This is a genomic window from Protofrankia sp. Cas4, from assembly GCF_963555915.1.
Taxonomy (GTDB): domain Bacteria; phylum Actinomycetota; class Actinomycetes; order Frankiales; family Frankiaceae; genus Protofrankia.
In genome coordinates this window covers 1-12,119 of the sequence record NZ_CAUVXL010000031.1, presented here as the reverse complement: position 1 = coordinate 12,119, position 12,119 = coordinate 1, and the positions used below count along the sequence as shown (strand labels likewise).

At 68.3% G+C, this 12,119-nt stretch carries 15 protein-coding genes and 3 pseudogenes; 9 read left to right on the top strand and 9 right to left on the bottom strand.

The window, feature by feature from the left end; all coding sequences use genetic code 11:
- Window positions 1-393: 393 nt before the first annotated feature.
- Window positions 394-480, bottom strand: a pseudogene (locus U9979_RS03090) (Fe-S cluster assembly protein HesB); the annotation flags it as partial.
- 113 nt (window positions 481-593) lie between these two features.
- On the opposite strand from U9979_RS03090, the gene U9979_RS03085 reads away from it, so the two are divergent.
- Both U9979_RS03085 and U9979_RS03080 read left to right on the top strand, forming a co-directional pair.
- Complete coding sequence (locus U9979_RS03085) at window positions 594-884, top strand: hypothetical protein (RefSeq protein WP_322748826.1); 291 nt, start codon at window positions 594-596, stop codon at window positions 882-884.
- Between the two features lie 32 nt (window positions 885-916).
- Window positions 917-1,720 (top strand): helix-turn-helix domain-containing protein, encoded by an 804-nt coding sequence (locus U9979_RS03080; protein ID WP_242605516.1) that lies wholly within the window; start codon window positions 917-919, stop codon window positions 1,718-1,720.
- Between the two features lie 98 nt (window positions 1,721-1,818).
- Here the strand turns inward: U9979_RS03080 and U9979_RS03075 are convergent, their stop codons facing one another.
- The 3 genes and pseudogenes from U9979_RS03075 to U9979_RS03065 form a co-directional block, all read right to left on the bottom strand.
- Window positions 1,819-2,466, bottom strand: coding sequence for an NYN domain-containing protein (locus tag U9979_RS03075; protein ID WP_322778179.1), 648 nt, complete (start codon window positions 2,464-2,466; stop codon window positions 1,819-1,821).
- A gap of 215 nt (window positions 2,467-2,681) precedes the next feature.
- A pseudogene (locus U9979_RS03070) lies at window positions 2,682-2,777 on the bottom strand (Fe-S cluster assembly protein HesB); the annotation flags it as partial.
- A gap of 245 nt (window positions 2,778-3,022) precedes the next feature.
- Window positions 3,023-3,646, bottom strand: coding sequence for a DJ-1/PfpI family protein (locus tag U9979_RS03065; RefSeq protein WP_322778178.1), 624 nt, complete (start codon window positions 3,644-3,646; stop codon window positions 3,023-3,025).
- 268 nt (window positions 3,647-3,914) lie between these two features.
- Here U9979_RS03065 and U9979_RS03060 point away from each other — a divergent pair, with 268 nt between their 5' ends.
- Genes U9979_RS03060 through U9979_RS03050 form a run of 3 tightly spaced genes read left to right on the top strand, consistent with a single transcriptional unit; the run spans window position 3,915 to window position 4,962 of the window.
- Window positions 3,915-4,238 carry a PadR family transcriptional regulator gene (locus tag U9979_RS03060; protein WP_322778177.1) on the top strand — a complete coding sequence of 108 codons (324 nt, stop codon included), beginning with the start codon at window positions 3,915-3,917 and terminating at the stop codon, window positions 4,236-4,238.
- On the top strand, window positions 4,235-4,594 hold the full coding sequence (locus U9979_RS03055; RefSeq protein ID WP_322752372.1) for a hypothetical protein: 360 nt from the start codon (window positions 4,235-4,237) through the stop codon (window positions 4,592-4,594). Before U9979_RS03060 ends, U9979_RS03055 begins: the two co-directional genes overlap by 4 nt.
- Window positions 4,591-4,962, top strand: a complete 372-nt coding sequence (locus tag U9979_RS03050) for a hypothetical protein (RefSeq protein WP_322778176.1) — start codon at window positions 4,591-4,593, stop codon at window positions 4,960-4,962. The genes U9979_RS03055 and U9979_RS03050 overlap by 4 nt, the downstream gene beginning before the upstream one ends.
- On the opposite strand, the gene U9979_RS03045 is transcribed toward U9979_RS03050, so the two are convergent.
- Window positions 4,947-5,543: an NYN domain-containing protein gene (locus U9979_RS03045; protein ID WP_322778175.1), complete on the bottom strand. Its 597-nt coding sequence runs from the start codon at window positions 5,541-5,543 to the stop codon at window positions 4,947-4,949. The two genes, U9979_RS03050 and U9979_RS03045, sit on opposite strands and share 16 nt — an antisense overlap.
- A 152-nt stretch (window positions 5,544-5,695) precedes the next feature.
- Window positions 5,696-6,067, bottom strand: a complete 372-nt coding sequence (locus U9979_RS03040; protein ID WP_322778174.1) for a hypothetical protein — start codon at window positions 6,065-6,067, stop codon at window positions 5,696-5,698.
- Between the two features lie 218 nt (window positions 6,068-6,285).
- Between U9979_RS03040 and U9979_RS25040 the strand changes: the two genes are divergently transcribed.
- Window positions 6,286-6,837 carry a dienelactone hydrolase family protein gene (locus tag U9979_RS25040; RefSeq protein WP_416219305.1) on the top strand — a complete coding sequence of 184 codons (552 nt, stop codon included), beginning with the start codon at window positions 6,286-6,288 and terminating at the stop codon, window positions 6,835-6,837.
- On the opposite strand, the gene U9979_RS03035 is transcribed toward U9979_RS25040, so the two are convergent.
- The 3 genes from U9979_RS03035 to U9979_RS03025 form a co-directional block, all read right to left on the bottom strand.
- Window positions 6,821-7,486: a response regulator transcription factor gene (locus tag U9979_RS03035; RefSeq protein ID WP_322768066.1), complete on the bottom strand. Its 666-nt coding sequence runs from the start codon at window positions 7,484-7,486 to the stop codon at window positions 6,821-6,823. The two genes, U9979_RS25040 and U9979_RS03035, sit on opposite strands and share 17 nt — an antisense overlap.
- Entirely contained in the window at window positions 7,483-8,844 is a 1,362-nt protein-coding gene (locus U9979_RS03030; protein WP_322778173.1) for a sensor histidine kinase, read from the bottom strand. Before U9979_RS03030 ends, U9979_RS03035 begins: the two co-directional genes overlap by 4 nt.
- A 168-nt stretch (window positions 8,845-9,012) precedes the next feature.
- Window positions 9,013-9,366, bottom strand: coding sequence for a hypothetical protein (locus U9979_RS03025; RefSeq protein ID WP_322778172.1), 354 nt, complete (start codon window positions 9,364-9,366; stop codon window positions 9,013-9,015).
- A gap of 51 nt (window positions 9,367-9,417) precedes the next feature.
- On the opposite strand from U9979_RS03025, the gene U9979_RS03020 reads away from it, so the two are divergent.
- The 3 genes and pseudogenes from U9979_RS03020 to U9979_RS03010 form a co-directional block, all read left to right on the top strand.
- Entirely contained in the window at window positions 9,418-10,857 is a 1,440-nt protein-coding gene (locus U9979_RS03020) for an ABC transporter permease (RefSeq protein WP_322768068.1), read from the top strand.
- Between the two features lie 59 nt (window positions 10,858-10,916).
- A complete protein-coding gene (locus U9979_RS03015; protein WP_322778171.1) occupies window positions 10,917-11,618 on the top strand; it encodes an ABC transporter ATP-binding protein in 702 nt (233 codons plus the stop codon).
- A 52-nt stretch (window positions 11,619-11,670) separates the two neighbouring features.
- Window positions 11,671-12,119: pseudogene (locus U9979_RS03010) on the top strand (hypothetical protein); the annotation flags it as partial.

The window sequence follows — 12,119 nt, the reverse complement described above, 5'->3', positions numbered from 1 at the left end:
GCCTCTCCGGGGCCGGACGGCCCTCACCAGACAAGAGCGGCCAACCGAGAAAAGGATTCAGGCTCGGTCCGACGAAAACCCGCTGAATGATCGTCTCGCGCCGACGTCGATCGGGTGGCGAGGTGATGACCGGTGACTTCACTGACCGACCAGCGCCGTTCGACCCCCTGGCGCCTGACCGGCCTCGACCCAGACGATCGGGCGAGCTGGACGCGCCAGGTCAGCAGATCGAGACCGCCACCGGCTGGAGCATCCGGACACCGTCCAGACCGCCCGCCGCCGCCACACGATCACGATCCAGGCCTGCCGGAGCTGCTTTCGCGCCGAAAGAACACTGTCCGTGTTCATCATGACGGACCGTCGACGTTGGTTCCTTATTTATCCGACTTGCTAGTCCAGCACCATGCCTACGAGCAGCGCCAACGGGTCGTTGGTCAGCAGCTCATCGGCCTCGTCGATCTGGCTCAGGTGCAGTCCCACGCCATCACCGTAGCCGTCACGCCGCGGCCCTCGTGACCGAGACGGGCGCCAATCGCCGTAAGGCGCCTTCGCCGTGATCAGCAGCCGCTTCGACATCACGTAGTGTATCCGATATGTCCGGCAGGGGTAACACGGCGAACCAACGGATCTGGGTCGCTGTGCTGCGGGTCAGCCCGGCCGTTCGGGCAAAGCTCAGCAGCAAGCACGGCCTTGACGCGGAGGAGGTGGCCGCGGCGCTCGTCGGGGTGGACAAGCTTGTCGCGGCCTGGGACGACGATCCCGAGCGAGGGCGCAGGGCCATGGTCGAAGCCTGGCTGGGGGCACGACGCGTCTTGGTGGTCCTGTACCCGACCAGAGAGGACGGCGAATGGAATCTTGGCAGCGCCTACCCGATCGGCCAGTAGAACAGCCGCGCCGCATGGTGCACGATACGGTCATGACCACTGTGGAGGGAGACTTTTACGAGGACGACGAGCCGCTCGCGAAGATCCTCGCGATCTGGGAACGCACCCCGAAGACGCTGACGGTCTCGTCGCCATCGAGTCAGGAGCCATCAAGCCTCGTTGTACTCGAGCGTGAGGTCTACACGATGAGCCAAGCCGCACGTCTGCTGGGCGTCAAGCCAGCGACGCTGAGGCGCTGGATTGACGGCTACACCCGAGCCGGCGCCAGCTACGAACCTGTAATCAGGCCACGTCGCACCGGAAGCGAAACGGTCACCTGGGGTGAGTTCGTCGAGGCTGGCTACCTCCGCGAGTACCGCGTCAGGCACAGGGTGAGCCTGCAACAGCTTCGGCCGGTCGTGCAGATGCTCCGCGACCGCCTTGGGGTGCCGTACCCCCTCGCTCACGCCAGGCCATACGTCGCGAACAGAGACTTGGTCCTCGATGTGCAGCAGCAGACAGGCATCACGGGCGAGCTTGCCATGGTGGTCCTTCGCAACGGACAACTCATTCTCGCGCCTGGAGCCGAAGCGTTCGTCCAGAAGATTGACTTCGAGCCAGGAGGAGTAGCGGTCCGGCTCTATCCGGACAACAAATCGAGCCCCGTCGTATTCGATCCGCTGCACGACCTGGGGGAGCCAACCGTTTTGGGTATTCGGACGGCCAGCCTCTACCGCCGATTCGTCGCGGGAGAGTCCATCGCGGCTATCGCCGGACTTCACAAGATCCCCGAGGCGGACGTGGAGGCAGCCATTCGCTACGAGAGCCGTGTGCGCGGCTACGGGCCTGCCGCATAAACTCGCCCGATCTCAATCGCGCCAGCCCTTCCAACCGGCCGAGCTACCGGGTAAGCCGTGTGCTCCGTCCAGCATCGCCAGCCCGACCGCCGCACAACTTAGAATGACAAGCCGAGCACAGCCTCCTCCATGTTTGACTTGAGCGCCGCGGCCCTACGTGGCTGGCCGCGGCATCTGAATACCTGGCCGCCGCGACCAGCGCCGACTGGCTCGCCGATATTCGGATATTGCGCGACCTGGTCGGGGCAGCCGACGCAGCCGACGCCACTTTGGCCAATGTGGACGAGACCGGTTTCGAGGTCGCGAACCGCTTCCAGGGCAGGCACCAGGTCGGTGTCACGGCTGAACAGGATGCCTACGTCGTAGGCGTTCTCGCAGGCGAGGCGTACGAAGTCGACAGCCAGCGCGACGTCGATGCCCTTCTCCTGGGCAGGCTCAGCCGGCCAGCCCTTCGGGTACCGCAGTTGTCGACGTACGACCGTCACCCGTCGGTCACGTTCCCACTGGGCAGCCTGCCTGTCGCTGGCCCTGGCAGCCGCTGGCTGGTGGTCCGGGCTCGGACGGCCACGATAGACACGAACGGACGTCAACTCGCCGCTGAAGCGTCGACCGCCGACGATCCGCTCAGCCACCCGGCCAGGATCAACATGACCATGCTGACGCGGCGCGTCGGCCGGCTGGAACCTACTTCGCGCCGAAAAGTGAACGTTCTGGTAGTCGATGAAGACCGCGACACGTGGGGTCATGACGTAGCCGATCTAGAAAAACCCCCGCCAGTCCCGGAGGACGGCGGGGAGAAAGTGAGATCAGTACAGGCACCCGACGGTCACGGCGTCAACCGGGCGAGTACACAGAGCACGCCGAGGACACGATCCTCCCCAGGTGAGACCTGCCGCATCCGCGTGGGCACTCTCCGCGTTCACATCTGGACGAATCATCCAACTTCGTTCCTTGTTTATCCGATTTGCTGGTCCAGCACCATCCCGATCAACAGTGCCAACGGGTCGTTCGTCAGCAGCTCGTCGGCCTCGGCGATCTGGCTCAGGTGCAGTCCCACGACATCACCGTAGCCGACCGTGCGGCGGGGGCTGCCACACCACCCGTCCGAGGGCTGTGTAGTCGGCCGTCCCCGCAACGTTGCGAAGTCGGCTGCCCGCCGGAAGGACGGGGCCACGCAACGGTCACGTTCGCACCTGCCGGGTTGGCGCTCACCAGCCCTCGCGGCCTCCCCCCGGCACAGGTGAGCAGGGCGCGGATATATGCCCCGCTCGTCCCGGGCCAGCTCGGCCCGTCCGACGCGGATCAGACTGGCGGCTGCGGGTCGTACTGGATGCCGCGCCGAACCTGTCGTGCACGTTCGACGTCCAGAAGACGCGCCACGAGGTGCAGGGCCATGTCGATGCCGGCGCTGACACCTGCCGAGGTGACTATGTCGCCGTCATCGACGAAACGGGCGTCGGGGCGGATGACGACCGTCGGATCGAGTTCGCGCAACAGACCGAGCGATCCCCAGTGCGTCGTCGCCGGTCGCCCTGCCAGCAGCCCGGCGCGCGCATACACCAGCGAGCCGGTGCAGACGCTGGCCAGGAGGGGCACCTGCGCACGTTGCCGGCGCACCCAGTCGAGTTGCGCCTCGTCGCCCAGGTGGGCGCGGGTGCCCTGCCCGCCAGGGTAGATCAGCACGTCGAGCGGCGGAGCCGTCTCATACGAATGCTCGGGGTGGACGACAAGTCCCTTCGCGGCAGTGACCGGCATGCCATCTCGGGAAAGTGTTGTGACCTCCCAACCATCGCCCGGAAACTGGCGAGCCCAGAACGACAGCACTTCCCACGGTCCGACCGCGTCGAGTTCTTCAAATTCGTCGAACAGCAGGATTCCGATCTTCTTCACACAATCACCTTCACCGGTCTCGACGGACGCGGCCATCGGTACAGTTCGCAGGCCCCGCGGACCAGATTCTGCCTGCGGGACGGGACACAGCCGGTACGGTGCCGGCGGCCCGACCACCCACGAAGGGCATCTGACGCGACTTGACAGAGCTTCGACGGCCGCGCAAGCCGCCCGCGGAGGATGATCATTCGTCGGTCATCTCCCACCCGCTGGCCGCGGCCACGGACAATGAGCGCGCCAGCAGGCAGGCCCGCGTACAGCGCTGTCTTGCCGCCCCCGACTATTACGCCATACGATGCATCGCATGGCGAGATTCGGACGGGACGAGGGCCTGGCCCGCTTCGGCGAGCCGGGAGTTCTGGTCCTGCTGTCACTGAGCGACGGCACCAAGCACGGTTACGCGATCACCGCGGATGTGTTGGAACAGACCGGGGTCCGGCTCGGCCCTGGCACCCTGTACGGCTCACTGACCAAGCTAGTGGAACGCGGCCTGATCACCCCGCTACCCAGCGACGATCGCCGCCGCCCCTATGAGATCACGACGGCGGGAAGAGTGGCACTGACCGCGCAGTTGGCGACCTGGTCTCGGGTCGTCCAGACCGGGCAGTCACGGCTGGCCCAGGCATGAGGCGTTTTCTTCTCGCCATGTATCCCAGGCAGTGGCGGGCACGCTACGGCGACGAGTTCGCCGCGCTCCTCCAGGACACTCCACTGACCTTGGCCACCGTCATCGACGTCCTGCGCCACGCCGTCGAGCTCCGTCTTCAGTCCTGGACGTGGCTCGCCCAGATCACCAAATCGGTACTCGCCACGGCCGCCCTGGAGGTCGCCGCCGTACGGGCAGGGCTGACCGACAACATCCTCTGGGCTCCGACCACCCCGCTTCGGGCGTTGGCGCTGGTGGCGGTCCTGACACCAACGGCGCTGGTGGCCGGCTCCGCAATCGTGCGCCGCACCCGGCACCGCGCAGACGAGCCGGCGTGACGGGACTGGCCGTAGCCGCTGTGGTCGCTGCGGGGCTGATCACGGTGGGCCTGATCACGGCACGCCGACCAGCGTCACCGCCAGCCGCTGGCTGGGGCGCCCGGCTACGACGCGCGGCGGTCCGCCTTCTCCTCCTGGCGGCCGGCGCCTTCCTTGTCGCACGGGCCGGATACATCCTCGCCACCGCACACCCCAGCCGTCCGGAGACCTACCGACACGCTTGGGGCGGCCCTCGCTACATCGGGTTCATCGCCGTGCATGTCGGCCCCGCCATCCTCGTCCTGTTCCTGACCGGCCTGTCGCTGTATCGCAGGTTGAGGGGACGTCGACGAGCATCTTCACGCGCCCCCGGTCAGATCAGCGTGTAATCGGTGTCGTCGCGGCATGCCTCGTAGTCGTCGGCATCCAGGTAGTGGCACCACGGAAGCTGCGAATCAGGGAAGCGAATCCGGCTCGCGCCAGTCCAGCTGGCGACCTCGACGTGGACGAGACCGGATTCGAGGTCGCGAACCGCTTCCAGGGCAGGCACCAGGTCGGTGTCACGGCTGAACAGGATGCCGACGTCGTAGGCGTTCTCGCAGGCGAGGCGTACGAAGTCAACGGCCAGCGCCACGTCGATGCCCTTCTCCTGGGCAGGCTCAACCGGCCAGTCCTTCGGGTACCGCAACTGTCGACGTACCACCGTCACCCGTGGATCATGTTCCCACCGGCTCGCCTGCCTGTCGCTGGCCCTGGCAGCCGCCAGCTGGTGGTCCGGGCTTGGACGGCCACGGTAGACACGGACGGATGTCAGCTCGCCCCTGAAGCGTCGACCGGCGACGATGCGCTCGGCCACCTGGGCAGGATCAACATGACCGTGGTGACGTGGCGCGTCGGCTGGCTGGAACCTACTTCGCGCCGAAAAGTGAACGTTCTGGTAGCCGATGAAGACCGCGACTCGTGGGGTCATGACGTAGCCGATCTAGAAAAAACCCCGCCAGTCCCGGAGGACGGCGGGGAGAAATTATCTGACACGCTGCTGGCGCAGACACTGGCCCGTCAAACGCTGACACGGTGGCCCGCCGTGGTCCTTCGCTCCGGCAGCCGCAGGCCGACCAGACGCTACGCAGTCAAGCGGATGCGGACCATCCCGTCCCACTCCGTTCTTTCCGACACCCGCCGGTCGAGCACCATCCCGATCAGCAGCGGGAGCGGATCGTTCGTCAGCAACTCGTCCGCCTCGTGGATCTGGCTCAGGTGCAGTCCCACAACGTCACCGTAAAGCCGGCCGGGCCGATGTCCCATGACGGGCGGTCCCGGTCCCGGGAGGACACCGTGCCGATGTTGGCTCCGCGCCGACGCGAACTCGCCGACGAACGTCGTCAGGTCGAGGACGACGTCCGCCAGCGGTTCAGCGATCGACCTGATGTCTCCACCCGCCAGCCTCACGGCACCGCGGCGAAACCCGCTCGCCGGCTCCCCGACTCCTGGCACGCCTGCCCAGCGGCGGGACGGGCGGGCGCCCAAGCGGGCCGGCCCAGAACCCGGCTTGGGGCGCCGGATCCTGGGCCGCGCGGACGAAGCTCAGACCGTCACCGGCGCGCCGTGGCGCTCGATGAAGGCGGTCAGGCGTCGCCACGCGTCGTCGCAGGCCTCCTGCCATTCCTCGAAGGCCCCGTCGAAGAAGGAGCGCGGCGCGCCCTCGTAGACGTGTGCCTCGAACGTCTTGTCTGGACGGTGAGCTCGTCGGTGAAGGAGGCGAAGTCCTCACGCGTGGTCGCGACGTCCTTCGCCTGGCAGAAGTATCTGCCGAGCATCGACGCGGACCAGGTCGAGCAGGACGTCGTCGCGGCGGTCGAGCACCTCAGGCAGTTCAACGACGGCCCGCCTTCACCGTTGGATTCTGCTTCGGCGGAAGTCAGTCGTGGCAGCTCGCCGCGAGTTCGATCGGGCTGCACGGCGTCGTCGGTTTCTACGGCCAGCCGAGGCTCGTGCGCGACGTACTTCCGGCTATCTCGACACCCATGCTGCTGCTGGCGGCGGGCGAGGACGTGTTACGGCTTCCTCGACCCACTCAGCCAGCAACGGTTCGCCGACTGGCTCGACGTCTGCCGAGCCACCGTGGGCCAGCTGCGGCTCGTGTCGCACCGGTACACCCACGACGAGGCGCGAACACCGGTGGCTCACGGGCTGGGCGAGGACCTCGGCAGGCGGTCGGGTGGTTGTACCAGCCGTCCGTCAGTCGGGTCAGCCGATCAGGATGATGCGGTAGCCGACGCCCGGGAGCGTCTCGATGACGGGCGGGTCACCGAGCTTGCGGCGCAGCCGCCCGACGGTAACCGAGACGGTCTTGGTGAAAGGGTCGGCGTACTCGTCCCAGACCTGTTCGAGCAGCCGCTCGGCGCTCAGCGGGGCCGGCATTGCGCGCAGCAGAGCCTCCAGCACGCCGAATTCCTTGGCTGAGAGATCGAGTCGGTTCCCGTCGCGGACGGTGGTGTGGCGTAGTGGGTCAAGTTCGATGCCGTCGGCTTTGAGGACGCGCGGTTGCGCGGTGGGCCGGCGCCGGGCCAGCGCCCGCACCCGCAAGATGAGTTCGGGAAAGTGGAAGGGTTTTGGTAGGTAGTCGTCCGCGCCGAGGCTCAGCCCGGCGACACGGTCAGCGCTGGTGTCGGCCGCAGTGAGCATCAGGACCATCGCCGGGTTCTCGGAATCTGCGATCATCCGGCACAGGATGTCGCCGTTCAGGCCGGGCAGATCACGGTCGAGCAACACGACGTCGTAGCGGTTGACATCGAGTTTGGCGGCGGCATCGAGACCGTCGTAACTGACGTCGACGGCCATGCCGTGGTCACGGAGGCCTTCGGCGGTGTCGTCGGCGAGCCGGTGCACGTCTTCGACGACGAGTACCCTCACCGCGACATCCCCGACGCCGGGGCGCGGCTTACGTGAGGCAGGTTGACGACGGCCCGGAGTCCGCCATCCGGTCGGGCGCTCAGGTGGAGGGCGCCGTCATGGGCGGCGGCGATGGCGGTGACGATCGAGAGCCCGAGCCCGAGCCCGACGCTGCCGGTGGTCGTGCGGTCGGCGGTCAGGCGGTGGAACGGCTGCCCGAGCTCCCGCACCTCGGCGTCGTCGAGCAGCGCCCCGGTGCTCTCGACCATGAGTTGGGCCGTCCTCGCGCCAGCAGTACCGTCACTGGCAGTGTGGCAGCCGACGTGGACGAAGCCGCCAGGATGGTTGTACCGCAGGGCGTTGTCGACAAGGTTCTCGATCAGGCGCCGCAGCAACGTCGGATTTCCCGTGACTTCGACGGTCGCGAGCTGGCGGTGGATGCCCACGCCCAGCTCGGCGGAGCGAGCCTCGTGGGCTGCCAGCGCTGTGGCGACGAGGTCGGTGAGCGAGACGGCGGCCGCCTCGCCCGGTACGACCTGGTGGGCGCGCGCCAGGGTGAGGAAGCTCTCGATCAGCCGGTCGGCCTGGTCGAGACCCTCGCGGAGCCGGCCGGCGAGCACGGTGACCTCTCGCGGCACGGGCTGGGGTTTGCCCTCGGCGACGTCGAGCGAGGTCCGCATCATCGCGAGCGGGGTGCGTAGCTCGTGGGAGGCGTTGGCGACGAAGCGCCGCTGAGCCTCGAACGCGGTCTCCAGGCGGACCAGCAGGCCGTCTATGGTGTCGCCGAGGTCGGTGAGTTCGTCCTGCGGGCCGGGCAGGTTCAGGCGCTCGTGCAGATTCTCCTGAGAGATCCGCAGCGTGGTCGCCGTGATCGTCCGCAACGGGCGAAGCACCCGGCCTGCCATCAGCCAGCCGAGCCCGATCGACGCAACCGCCATGATCGCCAGCGCGATCCCGGACTCGACGAGCAGGTGGTGGAGGTAGCTGTGGTGTATCCGCGAGACGACCGCCGACGAGGTTTCCGGTGAGGCCGGTGGAAGTTGCCCGCCGAGCGGACCGCCCTGGGTGTCCGGTGCGCTGACCGGGCCAGTGGTGATCTGGATGCGAGCTGTGAAGCGCAGCAGCAGCAAATACGTGATCGCCAACAGCGCGGCACCAGACAGAACGAACAGGCCGCCGTAGAGCAGCGTCAGACGCAATCTGACCGTACGCGAGGGCAACCTCGACCGCGGCGACCGTCGACGGACGCGGCCAACCGGCCGGGCGGGACGCGCAGTCGCGGCGGCAGCCGAGGCCGCCCGCCGACCCGGCCCGGGTACGTCGCCGGGTGCACTGGACGCCTCGGCAACTGCCCTCGCCCGCTCTGCCAGGCCGCTCACGCTCGACTGCCACCTCATCTCACGTCTCGGCTCGAACCGCCGTCGCCTGCTCCCCCGCTGGGCGGGAACCGCCTGGGCCGCGACGTCTCTGCCCTCCCATGGTCCCACCCGCGTAGGTAACACGGCGGAAACAGCCGACGTTGGACTCGTGTTGCCGCCCCTGGCTTATCAACGTCCTAGTAACCGGATGCATCGGGAAATCGGACCGAATGCCGATGGCGATCCGGCAACCGACAAGGACGTGAGCGAGATGGACACCACACCACCGATGAGAGCCGCGGACCGACGCCCTGCGACGTCCGCCGCGGCCAGATGGTCCTCGGCGGCGAGCAGGCCGGTCCGCTCCGCGGCGGTCGCACTGTGCCTGCTACTAGGCACCCTGCTCGGCGCCGCCGCGTGCCACAACTCGAAGCCAGCGCCCGGTGCCGGGCCAGGTACCAGCTCGCCGGGCACGAACCAGGTCCAGCCGGAGCAGAGCGGCTCGGGTGATGCGCCACTGCCAGATCTAGGGACCCCGTTCACGCCGTCCGGGCATCCGCCGGCGAGCCTGCCCCCGCTGCCCGGAAATACGTCATGACGGCGCTCGGCGCTGACAAGCCGGCGCTCGCGCCGACGAAGATGTCGAGCAGATTTTTCGTGACCTACCTGGTGCGGGGCCTTCGGGGACGGCTGCGGCAGACAGCGATCGTGGCGGTCGGTCTGGCGGTGGGTGTCGCGGCGGTGGTCACGCTGACCGCGGCGTCGACAGGCGTGAGCCAGGCGCAGACCACGGTGCTCCAGTCGCTGTACGGGGTAGGCACCGATATCTCGGTGACGACGGCGTCCACCACCGGGGCGGGTTCGAGCGGGCAAGGCTCGGGTCAGGGCATGATCACGCCCGGAGACGAGGGAAAGGACCTCTTCAGGCTGCCACCCGGCCTGGGGGTGCTCGATTCCGCCGCCCTGGCCCCGATCTCGAAGCTGTCTGGCGTGGCCGAGGCAGCGGGCGGCCTGACCGTGAGCCAGACGGTCGTCGGCCCGGCGGCACCCGGCGGCGGGCTGCCCAGCCTCACCTCGACCAGCATCGACGGGGTCGACGTAGCGCACCTCGCGTTCGGCCCGTACGCCTCCGGCACGCTCGCCTCGGGCCGGTCCTTCACCGCCAAGGATGCCGACTCCGACGTCGCCGTGGTCGACGCGCACTACGCGGCCGCACACCACCTGCTGACGAACTCGACGATCAAAATCGCCAACACCCGGTTCACGGTGATCGGCATCATCAGCCAGCCCGCTGCCAGCAATCCCGAGGAGGTCTTCATCCCGCTCGGTCGCGCCCTGGCGCTCGTCTCCTCCAGCCGGCCTGACCTGGCCGGGAAGCTCACTGCGATCTACGTGGCCGCCGTCAGTGCCGCAGACCTCTCCACCGTGCAAGCCGAAATCGCCGCGCTGGTCCCGAACGCCACCGTCACCAGCTCGACGGACCTGGCTCACAAGGTCAGCGGGTCGCTGGCCAGCGCGGCCACGCTCGCGAGCGACCTCGGCCGCTGGCTGGCCACAGCGATGCTCCTCGCCTCGTTCGCGCTGGCCGGTCTGCTGACCACCGCCGCGGTGCGCCGGCGGGTTCGTGAGTTCGGCACGCTCAAGGCGCTCGGGTGGCGTACCCGACGCATCGTCGCGCAGATCCTGGCCGAATCGCTCGTGACCGGCCTGGCCGGAGCCGTGGTCGGAGTTGGGTTCGGGTTCGCGGGCGCCGCCGTCATCGACGCGATCGCCCCCACGCTCGACGCGGCCGTCGCCCTGAACCCCGGCTCTACACCACCCGAGGGTGCATTGATCAGAGATGGGCACCTGGAGACGCTGACGCTGCCCGGCGGGGTGCACACGGTCAGCGTCCACCTGCACGCCGCTGTCGGAACCACGGTGATCCTGTTCGCAGTCGGGCTCGCGATCGTCGGCGCGGTCCTGGCCGGCGCTCTCGGCAGCTGGCGCGCCGCGCGGATGCGCCCGGGCGACGCCCTCGCACGCGTCGCCTGACCAGCCCGCCCGACGCACCCCGTCTGACCATCCTCTCCTGAGGTCGAATCGAGGATCCGATGTACACACTGACCGGCGTATCCAAGACCTTCCGCGGCCGTGGCCGTACCCGCGGCAGCGGCGTCACCGCGGTGCAGAACCTGAACCTGTCCATCGCCGACGGCGAATGGCTCGCCATCCAGGGCCGCACCGGCAGCGGAAAGAGCACTCTGTTGCAGCTGTTGGGTGGCATGGACCGGCCCAGCACCGGCACCGTCGACCTCGACGGCCGGGACCTGGCCGCGATGTCCGAGGCACAGCTCACCGAGGTCCGTGCCACCCGGGTCGGCTTCGTTTTCCAGATGTTCAACCTCATCCCGACCCTGTCGGCGATCGAGAACGTAGAAGCTGCCCTCGTCCCGCTCCGCACCCCCGCCGTCCAGCGCCGGAAGCGCGCGGCGGAAGCGCTGGCGGCCGTGGGCCTGGCCGATCGAGCCGGGCACCTTCCCTCCGAATTGTCCGGCGGTCAGCAACAACGCGTGGGTATCGCCCGGGCACTGGTCAAAGAACCCAGCGTGTTGCTGGCCGACGAGCCCACCGGGAACCTCGACGTCGACACCCGCGACGAGATCCTCTCCCTGCTCGAACAGATCTGGACCGCCAACCAGCTCACGCTCGTGCTCGTCACGCACGACAGCGCCGTCGCCGCCCTCGCCGAACGCGTCGCGGTGATGCACGACGGCAAGCTGAGCTTCGACACCACCGACACGCGGATCGGCTGAGCGGCATGCCAACCGGGCGCCGCCCCGCGGCGGACACCCGATCGGAGCCCCTGTGTTCGTCCTGACCTACCTTGGGCGTGAGCTGAGGCATCGGTCGCGTCAGGCGACGCTCGTCGCCGCGGGGCTCGCTGTCGGCGTCGGGCTCGTCCTCACCACGACGGCCATCTCGGCCGCCGTCGGCGACGCGCAGAACGCGGTGCTGCACACGCTGGACGGGGTCGGCACCGACATCATCGTCACCGCCAAACCGCCGGCCGACAGCCATGGCGACGCCGGCGCGACCAGCGGCCTCGACGCGGGTGGCGCGAGTGGCTCCGGCCTGTCGGTGGACGGCGGCGCGGTGATGGACTCGTCCACAGTGGATGCCGTCGCCAAACTGGCGCACGTCGACGGCGTCGCGGACTCGTTGGTCCTGAGCGAGGTCAGCCCGCCTCCGGCCGGTTCAGACGCCATCCCGACCAGCACGAGGATCGACGGGATCGACGTAACGCTCCTCGGCCT

Bases quoted from the DNA above. Each gene is read 5' to 3' on its own strand.
- U9979_RS03065 (WP_322778178.1), bottom strand. From the start codon at position 3,646: ATGGCCGCGTCCGTCGAGACCGGTGAAGGTGATTGTGTGAAGAAGATC.
- U9979_RS03055 (WP_322752372.1), top strand. From the start codon at position 4,235: ATGAGGCGTTTTCTTCTCGCCATGTATCCCAGGCAGTGGCGGGCACGC.
- U9979_RS03080 (WP_242605516.1), top strand. From the start codon at position 917: ATGACCACTGTGGAGGGAGACTTTTACGAGGACGACGAGCCGCTCGCG.
- U9979_RS03015 (WP_322778171.1), top strand. From the start codon at position 10,917: ATGTACACACTGACCGGCGTATCCAAGACCTTCCGCGGCCGTGGCCGT.
- U9979_RS03060 (WP_322778177.1), top strand. From the start codon at position 3,915: ATGGCGAGATTCGGACGGGACGAGGGCCTGGCCCGCTTCGGCGAGCCG.
- U9979_RS03045 (WP_322778175.1), bottom strand. From the start codon at position 5,543: ATGACCCCACGAGTCGCGGTCTTCATCGGCTACCAGAACGTTCACTTT.
- U9979_RS03020 (WP_322768068.1), top strand. From the start codon at position 9,418: ATGACGGCGCTCGGCGCTGACAAGCCGGCGCTCGCGCCGACGAAGATG.
- U9979_RS03075 (WP_322778179.1), bottom strand. From the start codon at position 2,466: ATGACCCCACGTGTCGCGGTCTTCATCGACTACCAGAACGTTCACTTT.
- U9979_RS03085 (WP_322748826.1), top strand. From the start codon at position 594: ATGTCCGGCAGGGGTAACACGGCGAACCAACGGATCTGGGTCGCTGTG.